Below are 23,619 nucleotides of genomic sequence, written 5' to 3'. Positions count from 1 at the left end.
GGCTGCATCCGTAGCCGCCGCAGCGCCGCAGCGCTCACCGGGAGGACGCTTTGCTCAGCACCATGCAGGACGTACCGCTCCTCGTCACCCGCATACTCCGTCACGGGATGACGATCCACGGGAAGTCCCAGGTCACGACCTGGACCGGGGAAGGCGAGCCGCACCGCCGCAGCTTCGCGGAGATCGGCGCCCGTGCCACCCGCCTCGCCGGCGCCCTGCGTGACGAGCTCGGCGTACAGCAGAACGACCGCATCGCCACCCTCATGTGGAACAACGCCGAGCACGTCGAGGCGTACTTCGCGATCCCCTCCATGGGCGCGGTCCTGCACACGCTGAACCTGCGGCTGCCCCCGGAGCAGCTGGTCTTCATCGTCAACCACGCGGCCGACCGGGTCGTGCTGGTCAACGGCACCCTGCTGCCCCTGCTCGCGCCGCTGCTGCCGCACCTGCCGACCATCGAGCACGTCGTGGTCAGCGGCATCGGTGACCGCTCGGTGCTCGACGGACTGAACGTACGGGTGCACGAGTACGAGCAGCTCCTCGAAGGCCGCTCCGACAGCTTCGACTGGCCCGAGCTGGACGAGCGCCAGGCCGCGGCCATGTGCTACACCTCCGGCACCACCGGCGACCCGAAGGGCGTCGTCTACTCCCACCGCTCCCTCTACCTGCACTCCATGCAGGTCAACATGGCCGAGTCGATGGGGCTGACGGACCGGGACACCACCCTGATCGTGGTCCCGCAATTCCATGTGAACGCCTGGGGTCTGCCGCACGCCACCTTCATGACCGGCATCAACATGCTGATGCCCGACCGCTTCCTCCAGCCCGCCCCGCTCGCCGAGATGATCGAGCGGGAGAAGCCCACGCACGCCGCGGCCGTCCCCACCATCTGGCAGGGGCTGCTGGCCGAGGTCACCGCGAACCCCCGCGACCTGACGTCGATGAAGCAGGTCACCATCGGCGGGGCGGCCTGTCCGCCCTCGCTGATGGAGGCGTACGACAAGCTCGGTGTCCGCGTCTGCCACGCCTGGGGCATGACCGAGAGCTCCCCCCTCGGCACGATGGCCCACCCGCCCGCCGGACTGAGCGCCGAGGAGGAGTGGCCCTACCGCATCACCCAGGGGCGTTTCCCGGCCGGGGTCGAGGCCCGTCTGGTCGGACCCGGCGGCGACCTGCTCCCCTGGGACGGGGAGTCGGCCGGTGAGCTGGAGGTGCGCGGCAACTGGATCGCGAGCGCCTACTACGGCGGCGCGTCCGGTGAACCCTTCACACCCGAGGACAAGTTCAGCGCCGACGGCTGGCTCAAGACCGGCGACGTGGGCGTCATCAGCGCCGACGGCTACCTCACCCTCACCGACCGGGCGAAGGACGTCATCAAGTCCGGCGGCGAGTGGATCTCCAGCGTCGAGCTGGAGAACGCCCTCATGGCGCACCCGGAGGTCGCGGAGGCGGCGGTCGTCGCCGTCCCCGACGAGAAGTGGGGCGAGCGCCCGCTGGCCACCGTCGTCCTCAAGGAGGGCGCCACCGCCGGCTACCCGGAGCTGCGCGAGTTCCTGGCCCGGACCATCGCCAAATGGCAGCTGCCGGAGCGCTGGACGATCATCGAGGCGGTACCGAAGACCAGCGTGGGCAAGTTCGACAAGAAGGTGATCCGCCAGCAGTACGCGGACGGCGCACTGGACGTCACCAGGCTCGACTGAGCGGTCAGCCCCGGGTGAGCCACGGCCGCAGCAGCCGGCTCACCGCGGGCATGGCCGCGTAGGTCATCAGGGTGCTGAAGACGGCGGCGAAGGCCGCCGTCCGCAGCACGACGTGCAGATCCACCAGGTAAGGCCCGAGCACCGCGTTGCCCACCAGCGAGATCGGGAAGATCGCCAGCCCCGAGCTGATCGCCATCTTCCACCGCGGCGGCGCGGGCCGGGTCGTCCCCGGCTTGGCGAACCAGGTCTCCATGCCCTGCAGTTCCCGCCGGGCTATCTCCGTGTGGTGGTGGCCCAGGCAGTTGGAGAACCACTGCGCCCGCTCCGGGGAGTCCTGCCAGCGCTGGAAGGCCGCCTGGTCACGGAAGCGGTGCACCAGGAACCAGGGCCCGCCCTCCGTCGCCGGGCGGAACAGCCCGTAGCCGAGGTGGTCCGGGAAGCTCGCGGCCGTCTCCAGGATCCCGTGGGCCCACGCCTCGAAGGTCTCCTCGTGGCCCGGATCCACCTGGCGGGCGATGAGCAGGTTCACCTCCCCGTTGTCAGCGGGGACGGTGTGCTCGCTCGTATTGATGACAGCCATCCGGCCAGGATCGCTAGTTGGTGCCGATCTTGGCCAGCAGGTCCACGATGCGGCCCTGGACGTCCGCCGTCGTGGCCCGCTCGGCGAGGAAGAGCACGCTCTCGCCCGAGGCCAGCCGCGGCAGTTCGGCCGCCTCGATCCCGGTCGCGGTGTAGACGACCAGCGGAGTACGGTTCAGCTGCCCGTTGGCGCGCAGCCAGTCCACGATCCCGGCCCGCCGGCGGCGCACCTGCATCAGGTCCATGACCACCAGGTTGGGCCGCATCCGCGTCGCCAGCTCCACCGCGTCGGTGTCGGCGCCCGCCCGAGCGACCTGCATCCCGCGCCGCTCCAAGGCCGCGGTCAGCGCCGTCGCGATCTCCTCGCGCTCCTCGATCAGCAGCACCCGCGAGGGATGCTGCTCGCTGTCCCGGGGCGCCAGCGCCTTCAGCAGCACCGCCGGATCCGCTCCGTACGCCGCTTCGCGCGTGGCATGCCCCAGCCCGGCCGTGACCAGTACGGGAACCTCCGCGGCCACGGCGGCCTGCCGCAGCGACTGCAGCGCGGTCCGCGTGATGGGGCCGGTCAGCGGGTCGACGAACAGCGCGGCGGGGAACGCGGCGATCTGCGCGTCCACCTCCTCGCGGGAGTGCACGATCACCGGGCGGTAGCCGCGGTCGCTCAGCGCCTGCTGCGTCTGCGCATCGGGCGCGGGCCACACCAGCAGCCGCCGCGGGTTGTCCAGGGGCTCGGGCGGCAGCTCGTCGTCCACGGGCTGCGGCACGGGCCGGTTGACCACCTCGACCGCCCCGCCCGGACCGTCCAGCGGCTCGGGCCCCTCATCGGCACCGGCCTCGGGAGCCCCTATGGCGAAGGCCCGGCCCTGCGGCGCGGGCTCGGCCAGCCGCCGCCGACGGCCGGAACCGGAACCGGCGGCCGGACCCGTGGCGGAGGGGTCCACGGCGATGCCCTGGCCCAGGGTGCCGAGTGCGCGCACGCTGATCGGCTGCCCGCCCTGGCCGGTCGGCGGCGCGTCCTGCGGCTGCCGTGCGCCGGGCACGGCGGCCGGGCCCGGAGCGCTCTCGTCCTCGGCGGCACCGGCCGCCGGAGCGGGCCAGGCGGGCGCCCCGGCCAGCGCGCGGCGCCGCCCCGTCGGGTTCTCGGCGGGCGTGTCGGACGGCTCGGCGGCCGCTTCGGGCTCGCCGCCGGGGGTCCCCAGCGCGCGGCGGCCGCGCCGCCCGGCCGGAGCCTCGCCGTCGGCGTCGGAGGCCGCGCCCTCGGCGGAAGCGGAACCGCCCGAGGCGGGCACCGGGGCGGGCGCGGGAGCCGGGGTCGGCCCCGCGGGCAGCGCGAAGCCGCCCTCCGTGGCGATGGGCCGCGCCGGTGCGGGCGCCGGCCCGAGACCCGTCGCGGGGACGGGGCCGGCGGGCTGGGCCGGACCGGGCGCACCGAGCGCGCGGCGCCGTCCGGCCGGGTGCTCGCTCACCGGAACCGGGGGCACCGGCGGCAGCGCGGGCATGGCGGTGCCCTGCGGGTGCACGGGCCGGCCGGGACCGCCCTGGCCCTCGGGGCCCTCGCCGCTGCCGTCGCCGGCCCGGCCGCGCCTGCGGCCCGTACCGAGACCGGCCGGGTTCACCGGGGACTGCGCGAGCTCAGGAGCCGCGGGAGGCGGGCCCGCCTCCCCCGCGCGCCGCCTGCCGGACGGCAGCGCCAGCGCGCCCCCGCCCTGCCCGGACGGCGCGGCCTCGGGGGCGGCGGCCTCGTCCTCCAGGAAGGCGTCCACGCCGCGCCGGCCCCGCCGGCCGCCGGAGACCTTGCCGGGGGCCGCACCCGCCGCCGTACCGGCGCCGTCCTCGGCACCGTCCGCCGCAGGCTCCTCCGGCGGCTCGGGCAGGGTCACCGTCCCGGCGCCCGCACCCAGCGGGAGTTCCAGCACACAGGCCCCGCCGGGCGCGCCCGGCACCTCCACCGTCTGCAGCACGCCGCCGTGCGCGGCCACTATCCCCCGCACGATCGGCCCGTGGACCGGGCTGCCGCCCTCGTACGGCCCGCGCACCTCGATCCGTACGACATCGCCGCGCTGCGCGGCGGCCACCACGATCGTCGAGTCGCTGTAGCCGCTGCCCTGGCGGGTCTTGCCCGTGGCGTCCACCCCGGCGACGTCCGCGATCAGGTGCGCGAGGGCGGTCGAGATCCGCGCGGCGTCCACCTCGGCCTCGATGGTGGGCGCGTGCACGGCGAACTGCGCCCGGCCCGGCCCGATCAGCTCGACGGCGGCGTCCACGCCGTCCGTGACCACGCCGTTGATCAGCACTTTCTTCTTGGCCAGCTTGTCGCTGCCCGCGTCCAGGCGCTGGAAGCCGAGCACGTTGTCCACCAGCGCGGTCATCCGCGAATACCCGGCGGCCAGGTGGTGCAGCAGCTGGTTGGCCTCGGGCCACAGCTGTCCGGCGTCGTCGGCGGCCAGGGTCGCCAGCTCGCCGCGCAGCTCGTCCAGCGGGCCGCGCAGCGATTCGCCGAGGACGGCCAGCAGCTGCGCGTGCCGCGCGGCCAAGGCGTCGTAGGGCCGGCGGTCGGTGAAGGTCATGACGGCGCCGACGAGCTGTTCGCCGTCCCGGACCGGGGAGGTCGTCAGGTCGACGGCGACGGGCTGCCCGGACTTGTGCCACAGCACCTGCCCGCGGACGCGGTGCTTGCGCCCGCTGCGCAGGGTGTCGGCGAGGGGGGACTCCTCGAAGGGGAAGGGCGAGCCGTCGGCGCGGGAGTGCTGCACCAGGCCGTGCAGTTCGCGGTTGCCGAGGTCGGTGGCGCGGTAGCCGAGGATCTGGGCGGCGGCCGGGTTGACCAGCACCACCCGCCCGTCGGTGTCGGTACCCACGACGCCCTCGGCGGCGGCGCGCAGGATCATCTCGGTCTGCCGCTGGGAGCGGGCCAGCTCGGCCTCGGTGTCCACGGTCTGCGAGAGATCCCGCACCACGAGCATCAGCAGCTCGTCACCGGTGTAGGCGGGCTGCGGCTCGCGGTAGGCGTCGCGGCCGTCGAGATGGGCGCTGGTGACCTCGACGGGGAACTCGGAGCCGTCGGTGCGGCGCGCGATCATCCGCTTGGGTTTGGCGCGTCCGCCGTCGTCCTCGCCGGGCCGGCGCATGGAGCCGGGGATCAGCTTGGAGTCGAACTCGGGAAGCAGGTCGAGCACGCCCCGGCCGACGAGCCCGGTCCCGGGGCTCTCCATCACCTCGAGGGCGATCGAATTGGCGTTCACGACCGTGCCGTTGGCGTTGACGAGCAACAACGCGTCCGGAAGGGCGTCGAGTATTGCTGCGAGGCGAGCAGCGCCTCGGGATGGCCTGCTGCTCACGACGAGCTTCCTCCCTGACCAACGACTACCGGCAAGTCACGGGAGGAGTCTAAGGCCACGGGCCCGCGGCGGGGTGGCCGATGTGGGGCGGATCGCGCTCCTCCCGGCCATCCTCCCAGGTCAGGAACGCCCACTCGGAAGCAGAGGTTCCAACTCGTCCCAGCGCCTGATCTCGCAGCCGTCGGTCCGCCGGAAGGTGGCGTTCACCTTCTGCCCCTTCCATGTCCCCGTGACACGGGCGGTGGCCGGTCCGCCGTACTGCTTGGTGCAGATCTGGTCCGCGGGGACGGGGGCGAAGGGGTTCCGGCCCGCGGCGGCGAGCTCGGCCAGGCGGTCGCAGGCGCCCTGCGCCTCGGGGTGGTCGCCGCCGACCGGGTCGCATTCGAGGCGGTACTCGCGGCCGTCGAGGCTGCGGTTGCCGGTGTCGGCCATGGTCATGGTGAGGCGGTCCGGTGCCACCAGCAGACGTGCCAGGGGAAGCGGGGGCAGCGGGCCCACCGCCGCGCTGGCGAGGGCCGAGGTGACGGCGAAGGCGGCGAGACGCAGCATGGGGCACTCCAGGTCGTCCGTACGACGTACGCCTGACCAACGAGCCGGGGGCGCCGATGTTGCGCGCAACTGTTGCGTGCGGCGGTTGGGTGGGGCTGTTGGGTGCGGAGGTCGGGTGGGGCTGTTGCGCGCGGCGGAGCCTTCGCGGCGGGGCCCTTAAGGCTTTGCCCTGGGCCGGTCCCGCCTAGTACCGTGGGAGCGGATTGGTGAGGGGCCCCGCGCCTGTGTCATCATCTGCACGCACCTTCGTACGCGAGGGTGTGCTGGAGGCGTCGCCTAGTCCGGTCTATGGCGCCGCACTGCTAATGCGGTTTGGGGCTTACACCCCATCGAGGGTTCAAATCCCTCCGCCTCCGCAGTTCATCGAAGCCCCGGTCCGTCAGGACCGGGGCTTCGATGCGTTCGGGGTCCGGTACGGATGGTGCGCACGGGCGGTGCGTAGGGCGCCGTGCGGCGCCGAGCCGGGGTGCGGGAGCGAACGTCCCTCGGGGCGCCCTGTTCGAGGACGTCGTGGCCCGCCCGACCTTTGTGCGAACTCATCCGGACGATCTACGTCCGGAGCGTTTCCGCAGGTCAGCAGGGGTGTGGCTAATGGATTTCGCGTCCCGGCGAGGTCCATGTATTGTTGTTCTCGCAAGGCCAACGGGGCGAAAAACCCCGAGAAGCCCAAGCACTCGTAGCTTAACGGATAGAGCATCTGACTACGGATCAGAAGGTTGCAGGTTCGAATCCTGCCGAGTGCACAGCAGGTCAGAGGCCCCGGACGAAAGTCCGGGGCCTCTGGCGTTTCCGCCGTACAGCAATCGCCCCGGCCGTGTCTGCGTCAGCGGTCGGCCGGCCAGGAGCGGTGATCGCGAGCGACGGCGTAGAGGTCCGCGACCTGATCCGGGCGGAGTACCCCGGGCAACGACGTGAACCCCGCGAGCCCTCGGTCCTCAAGCGCCTGTACATCGGTGAGCGAGGCCACGGTGTCGAGCCGGGCGGGCCGGACGAAGACGAGCAGCGGGTTCACGACGACCGGGAACCCGCATCCGCGCTCCAGCACCTTCTGCACCACGGCGGCCTCGCGGCGGCTGTTGCGGACGTACGGGCGTCCCGGGCCGTGGTCGACCCGCACGGAGTGATCTCCCACCCACACGCTCCGGCCGTGGTGGTTCTTGGTGTTGATCGAGAAGACCCCGCCGGGGCCGATGAGCAGGTGGTCGATGTCCCAGGTGGGTGAGAGGGGTATCGAGTGCAGGGCGGACCATCCCCGTCGCGAGAGCCGGGCCAGCTCCCGGCCGACGACGCGTTCACCCCGCAGCCCGAGCTGCCAGGGACTCGGCGGGCGCCGCAGGATCCACGCGACCGTGCGCCCCACCAGGCCGGGTCCCTCCCGCTGAACCTTGTCCCGCAGCGCCTGCCCCGGACGACGCAGCGCGAGATCGTGAGCGGGCGGTGGAGGGGAGGTGGGCGCCGGCGAGGGCAGATGGCGCGCCAGGGCGCTCAGAGCCGCATCCCGGAAGCGCTCATCCTTGATCTGCACATGCCCGGTCTTCCGATCGAACCAGGCCACCGCCGTACCGTCCGGCGTGTTCACGTAGAGCCGGTCGTACCCATGCCGCTCCCACGGCGACACCCGTAACCCATCCACGGCCCGCCCCCTACCTCCGGATGACCAGCACCCCATAGGAGCAGCCCCCACCCCACCACACAAGCCACCGCCCACCACCGACCCGGCCACGATCTGTCACAGCGTCTTCCACCCCATCGAGCCCCCGGCCGCTCTCCACTCCACCGGCTGGCCTCCCCAGCTCCGCGGGGGCGGCCCCCTGGCTGCGCCGGTGGCCGGCCCCTGTGAGGCGGGATAGGCCAGAGGGCATGAGTTAAACGCCTAGGCTCGCGGGTTCCGTCGTCACCGCCATACCTCCGGCGGTGGCGCTCCGGCCTCTGGGATGGCGTGGGCCAGGCCGTTAGGGCCGGCCGAGTGGGGCTGAGGTGGGAGTTGGGTGAGTAGTGGGCTTGCCCCGGTAATGCGGGCTTAGATCCTCCTACCCCGGCTATCCCTTTGTCGGCGAGGCCCATCACTGGCCAAGCCGACCACACCGAAGATGAAGAAGAAGGCGCCCGCTAGGGCAAGCCACCATCCTCCGTACTCAACAAAGCAATAGCCAAAGCCTGCGCTGACCACTAGAAAAGCGGATGCAAGGACGATCCCAAAAGCATCCCGCCTCTCAGTGTCTTCTACGCTGATGATGTGGCGGATGGTCTCATCGACGTGGCTGCGCAGATCGTCCCGCACCGAGCTGTCGTCTGGCAGCAGTGCCAGAAGTTCTAGATCGGCTTTCGCGCGATCGCGACCCACTGCCCTATTGTATCGGCGCTGCGCTAAAACGCCTATGAGTCCGATCACTCCAACAGCGAACGTTGCGACGGCTTTCCAGTCCACGCCGTGCCCCTCTCGTGTCCGATCTTCCGGGGAATCACGGGCGCCACCGGGATCCGGCGACGGTCTGTCTGCGAACAGCTCCTGGCCTGTCTGTGGTTAGCGGCCATTCAGATGCGGTGTGTCGACTAGCTCTGGCTGTAGTACGCGAAGACGTGGGAGCGCTCGCTTTCCCAGCCCCAGTCAGAGCCAATGCGATGGAAGGGGCCTGTCCTGGCCAACTCGAAGAATTGGCCAGATGGGGCGCCACTTTTTTTGTTGATGACAATGACCGAGAGCATGGGCGCTCCGTTAGCCCACTCTCTGTGACAGACGTCGGCCAGAAGCTCGCTCATTGTTCTGGAGCGGTGGTGTACAGGATGACCGAGCTCCTGCAGTTCGGCGCTCAGAGCGCTGTACCACCCATTCTTCCGGGCTTCTCGTGCCCAACGCTGAAGAACGATGATCATCGCGTCGAGCGCTGCGTCGTACGGCTCCGTGCCTCGCTTCATAGCGGCCCTCCCCTGACCAAGACGCCATGAAGGCATCGTGCTGTACGGCAGCGACGTACAGCAACCACAACAACCCATCTCATCCTGTAACACCCGCCGGAGCCGTACATCGGCCGGGATGAATGCCGTTGACCGATCTCACTGTAGCTAGGGCTCAGAAGGTTGCAGGTTCGGATCCTGCCGAGTGCACAGCAGGGCAGAGAACCGGACGGAAGTTCGGGGCCTCCGGCCTTTTTCCTGGGTGGGGCGGTCGGCGGGTGGGGGTCGTTCCTGGTGGGCAGGGGGTCCCCCGGGGGATGTCAGGGGTGGGATGGCTCCTGCGGGGGACGCGGGCTACGGCTGCGTCTCACTACGGTTCTTGTAGATCGTCCGAATGGATCGTCGGAAGTCGGAAAAAGGGGGCACTCATGGGACTGTTCGGGAACGCGCACACCGTCGACCACGTGTCGGCGCAACGGGACTACGCGCGGCTGTTGGGGCCGGGGGAGCAGGTGCATGCGGCGTATGTGCTGATCCGCGACACCATCCTGCTGACCGACCGGCGGCTGGTGTTCGTCGACAAGCAGGGGCTCACGGGCAAGAAGGTGGAGTACCACTCCGTCCCCTACCGGAGCATCACGCACTTCTCGGTGGAGACGGCCGGCCACTTCGATCTCGACGCCGAGCTCAAGATCTGGATATCCGGGACCCCGGCGCCGATCGAGAAGACCTTCACCAAGGGGGTCGACATCTATGAGCTGCAGGCGATTCTGACGCAGTTCGTCGCCCGGTAGTCGGGCGCGGGTAGCCGGACGCGTCGTGGGTGGCCTCAGAGGGCGCGGGGGAGGCCGGTCACCGACATCACCAGGGAGTAGAGGGAGGTGGTGGCGGTGATGAAGAGGCGGTTGTTCTTGGGGCCGCCGAAGGCGATGTTCGAGACCGGCTCGGGGACGCGGAGGCGGCCGATGAGGGTGCCGTCCGCGGCGTAGCAGTGGACGCCGTTCTCCATGGCAGCCGCCCACAGCCGGCCCTCGTCGTCGAAGCGGATGTTGTCGACGCCGGGGCAGGTGGTGAACACACGGTCGCCGGTGAGCGTGCCCTCGTCCGTCACCTTGAAGGTGCGAATGTGGCCGGCGCGGGTGTCCGAGGCGTAGAGCTCGCTCTCGTCGGGGGAGAAGACCAGGCCGTTGGGGCCGAGGAAGCCGTCGGCGACCATGCGGACCTCGCCGGTCGCGGGGTCGGCCCGGTAGAGGTTGCAGGCGCCGATCTCGCTGGGCGCGCGGTGGCCCTCGTAGTCGCTGGTGATGCCGAAGTCCGGGTCGGAGAACCAGACCGATCCGTCCGAGCGGACCACGGCGTCGTTGGGGCTGTTGAGCCGCTTGCCCTCGAAGCGGTCGGCGATGACGGTCAGGCGACCGTCGGGCTCGGTGCGGGTGACGCGGCGGTTGCCCTGTTCGCAGGTGATCAGGCGGCCTTCCCGGTCCAGGGTGTTGCCGTTGGAGTGGCCCGCCGGGGAGCGGAAGACGGAGACCGCGCCGGTGGCCTCGTCCCAGCGGAGCATGCGGTCGTTGGGGATGTCGCTCCATACGAGTTGGCGCCAAGCCGGCAGGTACAGCGGGCCTTCGGCCCAGCGGCAGTCGTCGTAGAGCCGTTCGAGCCGGGCATCGCCGTTGGCGCAGCGGCCGGTGCGGAAGCGTTCATCCAGGATCTCGTACAAGGTGAGGTCAGCTATGACAGACACGATTCCCCCTAAGGGCGATTCGCCGAATTCTGTTCGGTCTGATGGTGAGATTGCAGGATCAGGTACCGTCTTCGCAAGGGTTGTCAGGCCCATGAGAGGAAGATTGCGTGGACGACATCGACCGGGCGCTCGTCCTGCGCCTGCAGCAGGACGCCGGACAGTCCTACGCGGCCCTGGGCACGGCCGTCGGGCTTTCGGCGGGGGCCACCCACGAGCGCGTACGGAAGCTCCGCGAGCGCGGGGTGATCCGGCGGACGACCATCGACGTCGACCCGGCCGCGGTCGGCAGCGGGGTCCTGGCCTTCGTGATGGTCGACTCCAACGCCTGGATGGGCGAGTCCGCCGAGGACTTCGCGGCCATCCCCGAGATCCAGGAGGCGCACATCATCGCGGGCAGCGCGTCGGTTCTGGTCAAGGTGCGCACGGCCTCCACCGAGCAGTTGCAGGACGTGCTCCGCCGGCTCTATGCCATCGACGGCGTCAGCGGTACGCATGCCACCGTCGTGCTGGACACCTTCTTCGAGCGGCCGCTCCCGCTGTGAGCTGGTGGTGCACCGGGCTGCGGTGGAAGGACGGCGCTCCCGTGATCGGATGGTGCGGGGACGGGGGTGAGGAGCGGGTGAGCGTGCTCGCCTATGGGCAGGCGCTGGCCTTCGTCGCGCGCGGGGACCGGCACTGCCTCGGTGTGTGGCGCGGCGGCAGGCGGACGGCCTGCCCCACCGTCGCCACCGTGCCGGGCCGTGCGGGGAACGCCCAGTGCCCCGAGTGTGCTCGCCTCGACCGGTCGTTCTCCGTGGCCGCCGACACCAACGCCGCTGATCCGCGGACCTACCGGGTCTACCTGGCCTGGTTCGGACCCGGCATGGTCAAGGTCGGGATCACGGCCGAGGAGCGGGGTTCCACCCGGCTGCTGGAGCAGGGCGCGGTGGCCTGGGCCTGGCTGGGGCGCGGGCCGCTGATGGCCGCGCGGCGCACCGAGGAGCTGCTGCGCGCGGCGCTCGGGGTGCCCGACCGGATCGCGTACGCCCGTAAGCGCGCCGTGCGGGCGCATCTGCCCGGCGCCCCGGAGCGGGCCCGCGAGGTCGCCGAGCTGCACGTCCGGGCGGCGACGCTGGCCGGGTGGCCGGACTCCCTGGAGCCGGTCGCCTGCGAAGTGACCGACCATGCACGGGCGTTCGGGATGGACGGCTGGGAGGGACTGCCCGCTCCCGCGCGGGTGGTGGCGGAGATGGCGGCCGGCGGAGCGGTCGTGGGACGGCTCGTCGGCGCGGCGGGTCCCGATCTGCACCTCGCGGACGGGCTCGTGGTCGACACCCGGCTCTTGGCCGGCTGGCAGCTCGCCGTCCCGGAGCCGGACGCGTCGACCTCGGTCCCGCTCACCCGGATCCCGGCGGCTGCGGCCGGTGCTCCCGCCGAGCAGGACGGGTTGTTCTGACGCCGGTCGGGTGGGCGGGGGTGGGCCCTCGTACGGAGGCCGGGGGCGGCGGGTTCTCCCGCCTGGCAGGACGGGCTGTAAGACGTCGGCCCGCTGGGCGGGCTGGGGTCCCGCGCCCGGATACCGGCGGCGGTCGGTGGCTCCATCGAGCGGGGCGGGCTGTTCTGACGTCGGTCGGGTCGGAGAGGGAGAGGGCCATCGCTCCGATCCCGGCTCAGGCCGGTGGTTCGGCCGCGCAGGATGGATTGTGCTGACCTCGGCCGGGGCTGACGGAGGAAGGCCCTCGCCTGGATCTCGGGGGAGGCCGGTGGTCCCGCCGAGGAGGGCGGTCTGCGCGGACGGTGGCCACTCGGCGGAGTTGAGAGTCTCCCCCGGGTACCGGCGGCGTCCGGTCGTTCCGTCGAGTGGGTGGGTTGTTCTGACGTCGGCTGGCCCGGCTGGTGGAGCGGCTGTCCTGGTTGCGGCCGGGTTGGTGGAGGAGGGGCCCTCGCTCGTAGTTCAGCGGCGACCGGGGGGCCCGGCCTGGGTTGTTCTGGCGCTGGCGTGACCGGCTGAGCAGGGCTCGCGTGGAGTCGGCGGCGGCCGGTGCTTCCGCTGAGCAGGGCCGGTTGTTCTGATGTCGGCTGGCCTGGCTGGCGGAGCTGGGACGTCGCCCCGATGGCGGTTCAGTGCTCCCGCTGAGCAAGGCGGGTTGTTCTGAGGGTGGTTCGGGTGGGGGAGGGTTCTGGGTCAAGTCTCGGAACTCTTTGGCTGTTCCGGGGTGTTCGCCATGGATAGGGACGGATCATGAGCCGAGGGTGGGGTCATGAGGGCTCTGTCCTTGGCGGGAGTTGAACCGCCCTATGGTGTGGCCGTTTTCGGCGGTCGGCGTACGTCCGACAACGTTGGGTGTGCCGGGCGCTCAGGATCGCCGTGGGCTGTTTCCGCGGGCACCATGCGGAGCGGCTGAGCACGGCGCAAGCCGCGAAGGGAGGCATGGCTTTGTCCGGAACGGCTGAGGCGGTTCGGGGGTTTCGGGGGCGGGTCGGGATTCCTGGGCTGGTCGACGTGCATACCCACTTCATGCCCGAGCGGGTGCTGCTCAAGGTGTGGGACTACTTCGATGCGGTCGGGCCGCTGACCGGGGTCGAGTGGCCCATCACCTACCGGCACGAGGAGGAGGAGCGCGTCGCGCTGTTGAGGGAGTTCGGGGTGCGGGCCTTCACCTCCCTGCTCTACCCGCACAAGCCGCGGATGGCCGCGTGGCTCAATTCCTGGTCCGCCGGGTTCGCCGGTCGGACCGCTGGCTGCCTGCACACGGCCACCTTTTTCCCCGAGGACGGGGTCGAGGAGTATGTGCACCAGGCCGTCGAGGGCGGGGCGCGGGTGTTCAAGGCGCATCTCCAGGTCGGCGGCTACGACCCGAATGATGAGCGGCTCGACGCCGTCTGGGGGCTGCTCGCGGAGGCCGGGATCCCGACCGTGATCCACTGCGGCTCCGGGCCCGCCCCCGGCAAGTACACCGGGCCCGCACCGATCGCCCGGCTGCTGGCCCGCCATCCGCGGCTGCCGCTGGTGATCGCGCATATGGGCATGCCCGAGTACGCCGATTTTCTTGATCTCGCCGACCGGTACCCCGAGGTGCGGCTGGACACCACCATGGCCTTCACGGACTTCTCCGACCGGCTCGGCGGCGCCTATCCGCCCGCCGACCTGGGACGGCTCGCGGATCTCGGTGACCGGATCCTCCTCGGCACCGACTTCCCGAACATCCCCTACCCCTACGAGCACCAGCTCGTCGCCCTCGAAAGGCTCGGCCTCGGGGACGCCTGGTTGCGTGCCGTCTGCCATGACAACGGTGCCCGGCTGTTCCAGCTTGAGCTCTGAGAGGCGCCGCCGCCCTGCGGTTTTCTTTCTCAGGAAATTCACAGGGAGGGACAAGAACGCTCTCAGAGGCCCGGGACACCGTATGCGGTATGACTGCGACGACCACCTCTCACGCGTCCACGTCCACCAGCAACCCCTCCGCCCTGGTCCGGCCCGACGGTGGCCCCTGCCGGGTGCTTGTCGTCGACGACGAGGCATCGCTCTCCGAGCTGCTGTCCATGGCCCTGCGCTACGAGGGCTGCGAGGTCCGCAGCGCCGGTGACGGGGCCGGGGCCGTCCGCGCAGCCCGCGAATTCCGGCCCGACGTGGTGGTCCTCGACGTCATGCTCCCCGACATGGACGGCCTCGCCGTCCTCGGGCGGCTGCGCCGGGAGATCCCGCAGGTCCCCGTGCTCTTCCTGACCGCCCGGGACTCTGTAGAGGACCGGATCGCCGGCCTCACGGCGGGCGGGGACGACTACGTCACCAAGCCGTTCAGCCTGGAGGAGGTCGTGGCCCGGCTGCGCGGGCTCGTACGGCGCTCCGGCGCGGCCCAGGCGGCCCGCGGCGGCTCGGTGCTGGCCGTCGGCGACCTCCGGCTCGACGAGGACAGTCACGAGGTGACCCGGGACGGCCGGGACATCCACCTCACCGCCACCGAGTTCGAGCTGCTGCGCTACCTGATGCGCAACCCGCGGCGCGTGCTGAGCAAGGCGCAGATCCTGGACCGGGTGTGGTCCTACGACTTCGGCGGCCAGGCCAACGTGGTCGAGCTCTACATCTCCTACCTGCGCCGGAAGCTGGAGAGCGGCATCGGCATGGCCCCGATGATCCACACCCGCCGGGGCGCCGGATACCTGATCAAGCCGGCCGAGTAGTGGCCCCGCGCGGGAAGCGGCGGCCGCGCGCCCGGCGCCGGTGGTCGCTGCGGACCCGGCTCGTCGTCTCGGCGGTGGCGCTGATCGCCGTTGTGGGCGCCGCCATCGGGACCGTCACCACCCTCGCCCTGCGCTCGTACCTGGTCGACCAGGCCGATGAGCAGCTGACGGGCTCGCTCAAGATGGCCCCCCGGCCTCCCGGCAGCAAAGCGGCCAGGGAGAACCCCTCCGGCTTCTTCATGCCCCCCGGCAGCCCGCTGGACGCGGCCGGGATCCACCTGGACCCAGGCGGTGCGGTCCTCGGGAGCGCCCGCAACGCGCGCGTCGAGGGCTGGGCCTCCGGCCAGCGGCTGCCGCCCCTCACCGAGGCCCAGAGCGCGGCCCTCGCCCAGGCCGGCCGCAAGGCGGCACGGGGCGGCGAGCCCCGCCCGGTGGACGCGGACCTGCCGGGCCTCGGGGCCTACCGGGTGCAGGCGTCCGCCGACGGCAGCCTCGTGCTCGGCTTCCCGCTGCGCGAGGTGGACTCCACCGTGCGCACCCTGGTGGCCGTGGAGGTCTGCGTCACCCTCGCCGGGCTGCTCGCCGCCTCCCTCGCCGGGCAGGCCCTGGTCGGGGTCGCCCTGCGCCCGCTGCGCCGGGTCGCCGCCACCGCCACCCGGGTCTCCGAACTCCCCCTGCACCAGGGCGAGCCCGCCCTCCACGAGCGGGTCCCCGACACCGAGGCCGACCCCCGTACCGAGGTGGGCCAGGTCGGCGCGGCCCTCAACCGGATGCTCGGCCATGTCTCCTCGGCCCTGATCGCTCGCCAGCAGAGCGAGACCCGCGTCCGGCAGTTCGTCGCCGACGCCAGCCATGAGCTGCGCACCCCGCTGGCCTCCATCCGCGGCTACGCCGAGCTGACCCGCCGCGGCCGGGAGGAGCCCGGGCCCGACACCCGGCACGCGCTGGCCCGTATCGAGTCCGAGGCCACGCGGATGACCGGCCTGGTCGAGGACCTGCTGCTGCTGGCCCGGCTCGACGCGGGACGCCCGCCCCAGCAGGGCGAGCCCGAGGCCGGAGCCGAGGCCGATACGGGCACCGACCTCGTGCCGCTCGTCGTCGACGCCGTCAGCGATGCCCGCGCCGCCGGCCCCGCGCACCACTGGCGGCTGGACCTGCCCGAGGAGCCCGCACCCGTACGGGCCGACGCGGCCCGGATCCAGCAGGTACTGGTGAACCTGCTGGCCAACGCCCGTACGCACACCCCGCCGGGCACCACCGTCACCGCGCGTGTTTCACGTGAAACATCCGCGGCCGTTTCACGTGAAACACGAGCGACCGTTTCACGTGAAACATCGGCCGTCCTGCTGCGTGTCGAGGACGACGGGCCCGGCATCGCCCCCGAACTGCTCCCCCACGTCTTCGAGCGCTTCGCCCGCGGCGACGCCTCCCGCTCCCGCGCCGCGGGCTCCACCGGGCTCGGACTGGCCATCGTCCACGCCGTGGTCACCGCCCACGGCGGCCGCGTCGAGGTGACGAGCGAGCCGGGACGGACCTGCTTCGAGGTGGTCCTGCCGCTCGCGCGCGGCACCCTGCGGCCCGCACAGAGCGCTACGCGCCGGCACTCACAGACAGGCCACAGGCTCACCACACTGAGGTGACAGGCCGCCCCGCGAGGGTCGGAGCATGCCAACCGACACCTCTCCCGGGGCCCTTCCGGCCCGGGCGCCCCTCGCGCCCGTGCCTGGCGAGCCCGTCCTCGACGTGGTGATCCCGGTCTTCAACGAGGAGAAGGACCTCGGCCCGTGCGTGCGCCGACTGCACGACCATCTCAGCCGGACCTTCCCCTACCCCTTCCGGATCACGGTCGCCGACAACGCGAGCACCGACCGCACCCCCGAGGTCGCGGCCGGGCTCGCCGCCGCACTGGACGGCGTACGCAGCACCCGGCTGGAGGAGAAGGGGCGCGGAAGGGCGCTGCGCACGGTCTGGTCCGGCTCGGAGGCGCCCGTCCTCGCCTATATGGACGTCGATCTCTCCACCGACCTCAACGCCCTGCTGCCGCTGGTCGCGCCGCTGATCTCCGGCCACTCCGACCTCGCCATCGGCACCCGTCTGGCGCGCTCCTCGCGGGTCGTGCGCGGGGCCAAGCGGGAGTTCGTCTCCCGCGCCTACAACCTCCTGCTGCGCTCCTCCCTCGCCGCCCGGTTCAGCGATGCCCAGTGCGGGTTCAAGGCGATCCGGCGCGAGGTGGCGGAGCGGCTGCTGCCGCTGGTGGAGGACACGGGCTGGTTCTTCGACACCGAGCTGCTGGTGCTCGCCGAGCGCGCCGGGCTGCGGATCCACGAGGTGCCGGTGGACTGGGTCGACGACCCCGACTCCACCGTGCACATCGTCCGCACGGCCGCCGAGGACCTCAAGGGCGTCTGGCGCGTGGGCCGGGCCCTGGCCGTCGGGGCGCTCCCCCTCGACCGGCTCGCCCGCCCCTTCGGAGACGACCCGCGCGACCGGACGGCCGTACCCGGGGTGGACGGCGGGCTGGCCCGCCAGCTGATCGGCTTCTGCACCGTCGGAATCCTGTCCACCGTCCTCTACCTGGCCCTCTACTCCGCCTTCCGCGGCGCGGCCGGACCCCAGCTCGCCAACGGCGCCGCCCTGCTGCTCTCGGCCGTCGCCAACACCGCGGCGAACCGCCGGCTCACCTTCGGGGTGCGCGGCCGCGAGCGGGCCGTACGCCACCAGGCGCAGGGGCTGGTGGTGTTCGGCATCGGGCTGGCCCTCACCAGTGGCTCCCTCGCCGCCCTGGACGCGGCCACGGCCGCCCCCGCGCACAGCACCGAGCTGGCCGTCCTGATCACCGCGAACCTCGCCGCCACCGTGCTGCGCTTCCTGCTGCTGCGCGCCTGGGTCTTCCCCGAGCGGCGCGGCACCCCGGAGGCACCGATGTCCCCGGCGAACCCGGCGACGCTGGCGACACCAATGTCCCCGACTTCCTCGACTTCCCTGACTCCCCCGACGACCCCGACACCCGAGGAGGGCCGATGACCACCGCGGCAGCAATCCCGCTCTTCCCGGCCGCCGCCACGGCCGACGCACGCACCGGCCGGCCCCGCTGGGAACGGCCCGCCTTCGCCGGCCTGCTGGCCGCCACCGCCGTCCTGCTCCTGTGGGACCTCGGCGCCTCCGGGTACGCGAACTCCTTCTACTCGGCCGCCGTGCAGGCCGGCGGGGAGAGCTGGAAGGCGTTCTTCTTCGGCTCCTCCGACGCCGGGAACTCCATCACCGTCGACAAGCCCCCGGCCGCGCTCTGGCCGATGATGCTGTCGGTACGGCTCTTCGGGCTCGGCGCCTGGCAGATCCTCGTCCCGCAGGCCCTGATGGGCGTCGCGACCACGGCCGTGCTGTACGCCTCCGTACGCCGCCAGTTCGGGCCGGGAGCGGCGCTGCTGGGCGGGGCTGCCTTCGCGCTGACGCCCGTCGCCGCGCTGATGTTCCGCTTCAACAATCCCGACGCGCTGCTGACCCTGCTGCTGACCGTCACCGTGTACTGCGTGCTGCGGGCCCTCGAAGGGGCGTCCACGCGCTGGCTGGTGGGGGCCGGGGTGGCGGTGGGCCTGGCCTTCCTCACCAAGACCCTCCAGGCGTTCCTGATCCTGCCGCCGCTGGCGGTGCTGTACGCGGTCTGCGCGCCCACCCGGCTGCGCAGGCGGCTCGGGCAGCTGCTGCTCGCCGGGGTGGCGATGGTCTTCGCCGGGGGCTGGTGGGTGGCCGTGGTGGAGCTGTGGCCCGCCGCCTCCCGCCCGTACATCGGCGGTTCGCAGAACAACTCCTTCCTGGAGCTGACCCTCGGCTACAACGGGCTCGGCCGGATCAACGGCAACGAGACCGGCAGCGTCGGCGGGGGCGGCGGGCCCGGCGGCGGCCGCTGGGGGGAGGCCGGTCTCGGCCGGCTCTTCTCCGGCGCCATCGGCGGTCAGATCTCCTGGCTGCTGCCGGCCGCCCTGGTGCTGCTCGTCGCCGGGCTGGTGATCACCTGGCGGGCCCGCCGGGCCACGGACTCGGTGGACGGCATGGCCCGCGCGGCCTTCCTGGCCTGGGGCGGCTCGCTCCTGGTCACCGCGCTGGTCTTCAGCTTCATGCAGGGGATCTTCCACGAGTACTACACGGTCGCGCTGGCGCCCTTCGTGGCCGCGCTGATCGGCATGGGCGTCGCCGTGCTGTGGGAGGAACGGGGCTCCGCGGCCGCCGCGGCCACCCTGTCCGGGACGCTCGCGCTGACGGCGGTGTGGTCGTACGTGCTGCTGGGCCGGTCCACGGGCTATCTGCCGTGGCTGCGCTGGGCGGTACTGGCGGGCGGGCTGCTCGCCGCGCTGGCCCTGCCGTTCGCGGCGCGGGCCGGGCGGCGGCAGGCCCTGCGGGCCACGGCGGCGCTGGGTGTGGCCGCCGCTCTGGCGGGACCGTTCGCGTACTGCATGACCACCGTGAACACCGCGCACACGGGCTCCATCGTGACGGCCGGTCCGGCGGTGGCGGGCGGCCGCGGCGGCTTCGGCGGCGGTCCCGGCGGCGGCCCCGACGGGACGCGGTCCGACGGCCAGGGCGGACGCGGGGCCCCGGGCGGCTTCCGTCCGGGCGGCGCGCCCCCGCAGGGCGGTATGCCGCAGGGAGGCATGCCCCCGGGCGGAATGCCGATGGGCCAGGGCCGAGGGCCGGGCCAGGGCCAAGGCGGTACGGACGGTCGTACGGCCGAGCGCGGCGCCCCGGGCGGCGGCGGCCCCGGCGGGCTGCTCAACGGGGCCCGCGTCAGCGCGGAGGCCAAGGCGGCCCTGACCACCGACGCCGGCCGGTACACCTGGGCGGCGGCCGCCATCGGCTCACAGAACGCGGCCAGCTACCAGCTCGCCTCCGGGGCGCCCGTCATGCCGATCGGCGGTTTCAACGGCAGCGACCCCTCGCCCACCCTGGCGCAGTTCCAGGAGTACGTCCGGGCGGGCAGGATCCACTGGTTCATCGGCCAGTCCACGGAATCCGGAGGAGCCGGCACCGGCACCGGCACCGGCACCGGCACCGGAGCCGGAGCCGGCGCCGAAAGGAGCCGCGGCGCCCGCGGCGCCGGAGGCCCCGGCGGGGGCACCAGTACGGAGATCGAGACCTGGATCAAGGCCACGTACCAGCCGTCCACCATCGGCGGGGCCACCTTCTACGACCTCACCGCTCCGGCGGCCTGAGCCGCCCCGGGAACACCGGAACCGGACGCACGAAGGCCCGGACCCCCGCGGGGTCCGGGCCTTCGTGAAGGATTGCTCAGGCCGAGATCGAGGCGTTCGCGGACGGGGCTTCGGCCGAGGTGGCCGAACCGGCCGCCGGAGCGTGCGTCGAGGGCTTCGACTGCAGAGCGACCTCCTTGATGAACAGCACCAGCACCAGGCCGAGGACCGTGAACGGCGCGGCGTAGAGGAAGACGTCGCCGACGCCGTGCCCGTACGCGGACTCGATGACCTCGCGGAAGGGCGCGGGCAGCTTGTCGAGGTCGGGGATCCCGCCCCCGGCGGTGCCGCCGTGGCCCAGCGCCGCGGCCTTCGGGCCCAGCGCGGCCAGACCCTCCTGGACGTAGTGGGTGACCCGGTGGGCCATCACCGCACCCAGCGCGGAGACGCCCATGGCGCCACCGAGGGAGCGGAAGAAGGTGACGACCGAGCTGGCCGCGCCCAGGTCCTCGGGGGCCACCTGGTTCTGGGTGGCGAGGACCAGGTTCTGCATCATCATGCCGAGACCGAGGCCGGTCAGCGCCATGTAGATCGCGATGTGCCAGTACGGGGTGTCGTAGCGCAGGGTGCCCAGCAGGCCCATGCCGGCGGACAGCAGCACGCCACCGGCGACGAGCCACGCCTTCCACCTGCCGGTCTTGGTGATCACCTGGCCGGAGACGGTGGAGGAGACGAAGAGGCCGCCGATCATCGGGATCGTGAGGATTCCGGACATCGTGGGGGACTCACCGCGGGCCAGCTGGAAGAACTGGCTGAAGAACACCGTCCCCGAGAACATCGCGATGCCCACGAAGAGCGAGGCGGCCGAGGCGAGGGTGATGGTCTTGTTGCGGAACAGCCGCAGCGGGATGATCGGGTCGCTCGCGCGGGACTCGACGAGCACGAAGAGCAGGCCGAGCACGACCGCGCCGCCCGTCATCGCCCAGGTCTGCCAGGAGATCCACTCGTAGGAGTCGCCGGCCTGCGTGACCCAGATCAGCAGCAGCGAGACGGCGCCGCTGATCAGGAAGGCGCCCAGCCAGTCGACCTTGACGTCGCGCCGGACCACCGGGAGGTGCAGGGTCCGCTGGAGCACGATCAGGGCGATGATCGCGAACGGTACGCCGACGTAGAAGCACCAGCGCCAGCCCAGCCAGTCGGTGTCGGTGATGACACCGCCGAGCAGCGGGCCGCCGACGGTGGCGACGGCGAAGACGGCGCCGAGGTAGCCGCTGTACCGGCCGCGCTCACGCGGGGAGATCATCGCGGCCATGACGATCTGCGCGAGGGCCGAGAGGCCGCCGACGCCGATGCCCTGCACCACGCGGCAGGCGATCAGGGTCCCGGTGTTCTGGGACAGGCCCGCGACCACCGAGCCGAGGACGTAGATCACGAGGGATATCTGGACCAGCAGCTTCTTGCTGAAGAGGTCCGACAGCTTGCCCCACAGCGGGGTGGCGGCCGTCATCGACAGCAGGGCCGCGGTCACCACCCAGGTGTACGAGGACTGGGTGCCGCCGAGGTCGCTGATGATCTGGGGCAGCGCGTTGGAGACGATCGTGGACGAGAGGATCGCCACGAACATGCCGAGCATGAGCCCGGACAGCGCCTTCATGATCTGGGGGTGGGTCATGGGCACGTTCCCGTCCGCGGGCGGGATCGGCCGTCGGGTCGTCGTCTCCGACTGGGCCATGTCTTTCCTTCCTCTAGAAGCTCGATCGGAGTCGGGCCAGCAGGGTGTTCAGTACGTCGATGTCCTGGGGGGACCAGTCGTGCAGGGCTCTTTCGAGCGCCGCCGTGTAGCGGGCGCCGATCTCGGCGAGCAGGGCCCGCCCGGCCGGGGTGAGCCGCAGGATCCGGCAGCGCCCGTCGACCGGGTCGGGCTCGCGCTCGATCCAGCCGCGCTCGGCGGTGTGCGTGACGTGGCGGCTGGTGACGGAGATGTCCACGGCCATCAGCTCGGCCAGCCGGCTCAGCCGCATCTCCCCCTGCCGGTCGAGCAGGGTGAGGACGGCGGCGGTGCCGGGCGGGCAGTCCGGCGGCAGGTGGCGGGTCAGTTCGCGCTTGACCGCTCCTATGCCGGTCAGCCGCCGGGCCAGCTCCTCGTGCGGGGTTCCCGCCGGGGCGCCCGCCCGGCCTGTGCCGGCGGCCCCACCGATGTCAGGGGCCGGACCGGCCTGCCCGGTCCGAGTCGTCTGCACGAGCATCACCGGCAGCCTCCATGTCGTTGCTTGAGGCAACCATAGAAGCCGATGGTTGCTACAGGCAAATGAATCCGGGGGGTAGGGCGGTAAAGGAATCGGAAAACCGGCTAGGGTCCTGCTCCATGGCTGACAACCACAACTCACAGGGCCCCGAGGGCAACTACGACCCCGCGGGCAGCACCCAGATGTTCCGCGCGTTCGTCGACGAGGCCGCGCCGGCCCGCCAGGCGGGCCCCGGGGCGCGGCAGCAGCGCCGCGCCGAGCAGCGGGCCGCCGGATCCGGCACCGGACTCAAGGTGGGCATCGGCGTCGCGCTCCTGCTCGTGATCGGCGCGGTGGCCTGGTTCCTCCTGGGCTGACGGCCCCGGCGTCGCGGACCTTCCCGGCCCCACGCATCACCGCGCTCAGCTCCAGGTCGCGGTGACCTTCCGGGTGTCCACGTGCATACCCAGCGGCACCCGCCAGGACTCCACGCACACCGTGTAGGTCTGCGTCCGTGACGCCCCGCCCGCGAGCGGTGCCGGGAGCGGCTGCGTGGTGGTGATCGTCGCCCAGTCGACGCCGAGCGCGCCGATGATGTGCGTGGCGAAGGTGACCGTGCCCGCGCGCGCCGCGGTGCCGCCGGTGTTGGTGAAGGTGACCGTGACGCGCTCGCACCAGCGGTCGGGCGCGGCGGACCGGGCCGGCGCCGACAGCGTCAGCCGTGCCGGGGTGCTCGGCGGCGGGTCCGGGGGTCGCGTCACGGGTCCGGTGGGCGCTCCCGTGGGCCGCGTCGGGCCCGGGGGAGGTGCCGGAGGGCCGGAGGTGCCGGGTGCGCCGGGCCCGCTGGGGGTGCCGGGGGCCGGAGGGGGCGTGCCCGGCCGTGCGGGGGTGCCGGGGGTGTACGCCGGGCCGCCGGGGGCGGTGATGGTGGCTCCGCCGGGCGGGGGGCCGCCCGGGGGTGTGGATCCCGGGGGTGGGGCCGGCGTACCGGATGAAGCGGGGGGTCCGCCCGGCGCCGACGGGTCGCCGAGCTGCTGGAACTCCACCCCGGCCTCCGGGGCGACGGTGTCGCCCGCGCCGCGTTCGGGGCCCGGGGCCGCCGCGCCCACGGCCGCGTAGCCCTCGCGGGGCGGGCCGCCGCATGCGGTGGTCGCGCAGCAGCACAGGGCGAGGAGGGCGGTGGCGGCGCGCGATCCCGTTCGCATCGCGCCAGTGTTCCTGACGGCCCGTCAATTAGGAAGGCTCCGG

The 23,619-nt window shown here is 72.4% G+C and carries 19 protein-coding genes and 2 tRNA genes; 12 read left to right on the top strand and 9 right to left on the bottom strand.

All coding sequences use genetic code 11. The features are described from left to right. Positions 1 to 50: 50 nt before the first annotated feature. Positions 51 to 1,700 carry a long-chain fatty acid--CoA ligase gene (locus ABZ873_RS04775; RefSeq protein ID WP_360865165.1) on the top strand — a complete coding sequence of 550 codons (1,650 nt, stop codon included), beginning with the start codon at positions 51 to 53 and terminating at the stop codon, positions 1,698 to 1,700. A gap of 4 nt (positions 1,701 to 1,704) precedes the next feature. Here ABZ873_RS04775 and ABZ873_RS04770 read toward each other — a convergent pair whose 3' ends face one another. The 3 genes from ABZ873_RS04770 to ABZ873_RS04760 all read right to left on the bottom strand — a co-directional run bounded on the left by ABZ873_RS04770 (position 1,705) and on the right by ABZ873_RS04760 (position 6,166). Next, the gene (locus ABZ873_RS04770; RefSeq protein WP_360865162.1) at positions 1,705 to 2,280 is read right to left on the bottom strand and encodes an antibiotic biosynthesis monooxygenase; all 576 of its coding nucleotides are present in this window, start codon (positions 2,278 to 2,280) and stop codon (positions 1,705 to 1,707) included. Between the two features lie 13 nt (positions 2,281 to 2,293). Beyond that, a complete protein-coding gene (locus ABZ873_RS04765; protein WP_360865158.1) occupies positions 2,294 to 5,617 on the bottom strand; it encodes a PAS domain-containing protein in 3,324 nt (1,107 codons plus the stop codon). A 120-nt stretch (positions 5,618 to 5,737) separates the two neighbouring features. Next, positions 5,738 to 6,166 carry an SSI family serine proteinase inhibitor gene (locus tag ABZ873_RS04760; protein WP_360865155.1) on the bottom strand — a complete coding sequence of 143 codons (429 nt, stop codon included), beginning with the start codon at positions 6,164 to 6,166 and terminating at the stop codon, positions 5,738 to 5,740. Between the two features lie 265 nt (positions 6,167 to 6,431). On the opposite strand from ABZ873_RS04760, the gene ABZ873_RS04755 reads away from it, so the two are divergent. Beyond that, positions 6,432 to 6,522: transfer RNA gene (locus tag ABZ873_RS04755), tRNA-Ser, on the top strand. A 314-nt stretch (positions 6,523 to 6,836) separates the two neighbouring features. Beyond that, positions 6,837 to 6,909: transfer RNA gene (locus ABZ873_RS04750), tRNA-Arg, on the top strand. A gap of 80 nt (positions 6,910 to 6,989) precedes the next feature. On the opposite strand, the gene ABZ873_RS04745 is transcribed toward ABZ873_RS04750, so the two are convergent. Together ABZ873_RS04745 and ABZ873_RS04740 are read right to left on the bottom strand one after the other, a co-directional pair. Continuing rightward, positions 6,990 to 7,721 (bottom strand): nuclease-related domain-containing protein, encoded by a 732-nt coding sequence (locus ABZ873_RS04745; RefSeq protein ID WP_360865152.1) that lies wholly within the window; start codon positions 7,719 to 7,721, stop codon positions 6,990 to 6,992. Positions 7,722 to 8,186: 465 nt separating this feature from the next. Next, on the bottom strand, positions 8,187 to 8,510 hold the full coding sequence (locus ABZ873_RS04740; protein ID WP_360865149.1) for a hypothetical protein: 324 nt from the start codon (positions 8,508 to 8,510) through the stop codon (positions 8,187 to 8,189). Positions 8,511 to 9,489: 979 nt separating this feature from the next. On the opposite strand from ABZ873_RS04740, the gene ABZ873_RS04735 reads away from it, so the two are divergent. Next, a complete protein-coding gene (locus ABZ873_RS04735) occupies positions 9,490 to 9,855 on the top strand; it encodes a PH domain-containing protein (protein WP_360865145.1) in 366 nt (121 codons plus the stop codon). Positions 9,856 to 9,890: 35 nt separating this feature from the next. Here the strand turns inward: ABZ873_RS04735 and ABZ873_RS04730 are convergent, their stop codons facing one another. Further along, positions 9,891 to 10,802 (bottom strand): SMP-30/gluconolactonase/LRE family protein, encoded by a 912-nt coding sequence (locus ABZ873_RS04730; RefSeq protein WP_360865142.1) that lies wholly within the window; start codon positions 10,800 to 10,802, stop codon positions 9,891 to 9,893. 107 nt (positions 10,803 to 10,909) lie between these two features. Here ABZ873_RS04730 and ABZ873_RS04725 point away from each other — a divergent pair, with 107 nt between their 5' ends. From ABZ873_RS04725 to ABZ873_RS04695, 7 genes are all read left to right on the top strand, one after another. Next, positions 10,910 to 11,344 (top strand): Lrp/AsnC family transcriptional regulator, encoded by a 435-nt coding sequence (locus ABZ873_RS04725; protein ID WP_360865139.1) that lies wholly within the window; start codon positions 10,910 to 10,912, stop codon positions 11,342 to 11,344. Continuing rightward, entirely contained in the window at positions 11,341 to 12,237 is an 897-nt protein-coding gene (locus ABZ873_RS04720) for a DUF2797 domain-containing protein (RefSeq protein ID WP_360865136.1), read from the top strand. Before ABZ873_RS04725 ends, ABZ873_RS04720 begins: the two co-directional genes overlap by 4 nt. Positions 12,238 to 13,212: 975 nt before the next feature. Next, positions 13,213 to 14,103 carry an amidohydrolase family protein gene (locus tag ABZ873_RS04715; protein ID WP_360865133.1) on the top strand — a complete coding sequence of 297 codons (891 nt, stop codon included), beginning with the start codon at positions 13,213 to 13,215 and terminating at the stop codon, positions 14,101 to 14,103. An 89-nt stretch (positions 14,104 to 14,192) separates the two neighbouring features. Then, positions 14,193 to 14,960, top strand: a complete 768-nt coding sequence (locus ABZ873_RS04710) for a response regulator transcription factor (RefSeq protein ID WP_360865130.1) — start codon at positions 14,193 to 14,195, stop codon at positions 14,958 to 14,960. Continuing rightward, complete coding sequence (locus ABZ873_RS04705; protein WP_360865127.1) at positions 14,960 to 16,600, top strand: ATP-binding protein; 1,641 nt, start codon at positions 14,960 to 14,962, stop codon at positions 16,598 to 16,600. The genes ABZ873_RS04710 and ABZ873_RS04705 overlap by 1 nt, the downstream gene beginning before the upstream one ends. Before the next feature lie 25 nt (positions 16,601 to 16,625). Then, positions 16,626 to 17,984 carry a bifunctional glycosyltransferase family 2/GtrA family protein gene (locus ABZ873_RS04700; protein ID WP_360865124.1) on the top strand — a complete coding sequence of 453 codons (1,359 nt, stop codon included), beginning with the start codon at positions 16,626 to 16,628 and terminating at the stop codon, positions 17,982 to 17,984. Next, the gene (locus tag ABZ873_RS04695) at positions 17,981 to 20,167 is read left to right on the top strand and encodes a glycosyltransferase family 39 protein (protein WP_360865121.1); all 2,187 of its coding nucleotides are present in this window, start codon (positions 17,981 to 17,983) and stop codon (positions 20,165 to 20,167) included. The genes ABZ873_RS04700 and ABZ873_RS04695 overlap by 4 nt, the downstream gene beginning before the upstream one ends. A 76-nt stretch (positions 20,168 to 20,243) precedes the next feature. On the opposite strand, the gene ABZ873_RS04690 is transcribed toward ABZ873_RS04695, so the two are convergent. Further along, positions 20,244 to 21,878: an MDR family MFS transporter gene (locus ABZ873_RS04690; RefSeq protein ID WP_360865118.1), complete on the bottom strand. Its 1,635-nt coding sequence runs from the start codon at positions 21,876 to 21,878 to the stop codon at positions 20,244 to 20,246. Between the two features lie 13 nt (positions 21,879 to 21,891). After that, entirely contained in the window at positions 21,892 to 22,344 is a 453-nt protein-coding gene (locus ABZ873_RS04685) for a MarR family transcriptional regulator (RefSeq protein WP_360865605.1), read from the bottom strand. 167 nt (positions 22,345 to 22,511) lie between these two features. Between ABZ873_RS04685 and ABZ873_RS04680 the strand changes: the two genes are divergently transcribed. Further along, positions 22,512 to 22,748, top strand: coding sequence for a hypothetical protein (locus ABZ873_RS04680; RefSeq protein WP_360865115.1), 237 nt, complete (start codon positions 22,512 to 22,514; stop codon positions 22,746 to 22,748). A gap of 45 nt (positions 22,749 to 22,793) precedes the next feature. On the opposite strand, the gene ABZ873_RS04675 is transcribed toward ABZ873_RS04680, so the two are convergent. Continuing rightward, positions 22,794 to 23,576: a hypothetical protein gene (locus tag ABZ873_RS04675; RefSeq protein ID WP_360865113.1), complete on the bottom strand. Its 783-nt coding sequence runs from the start codon at positions 23,574 to 23,576 to the stop codon at positions 22,794 to 22,796. Positions 23,577 to 23,619 lie beyond the last annotated feature (43 nt).

The sequence above is a fragment of the Streptomyces sp. NPDC047014 genome (genome assembly GCF_040644195.1).
In the GTDB taxonomy this organism is placed as follows: domain Bacteria; phylum Actinomycetota; class Actinomycetes; order Streptomycetales; family Streptomycetaceae; genus Streptomyces.
This window is presented reverse-complemented; position numbering and strand designations above follow the sequence as displayed.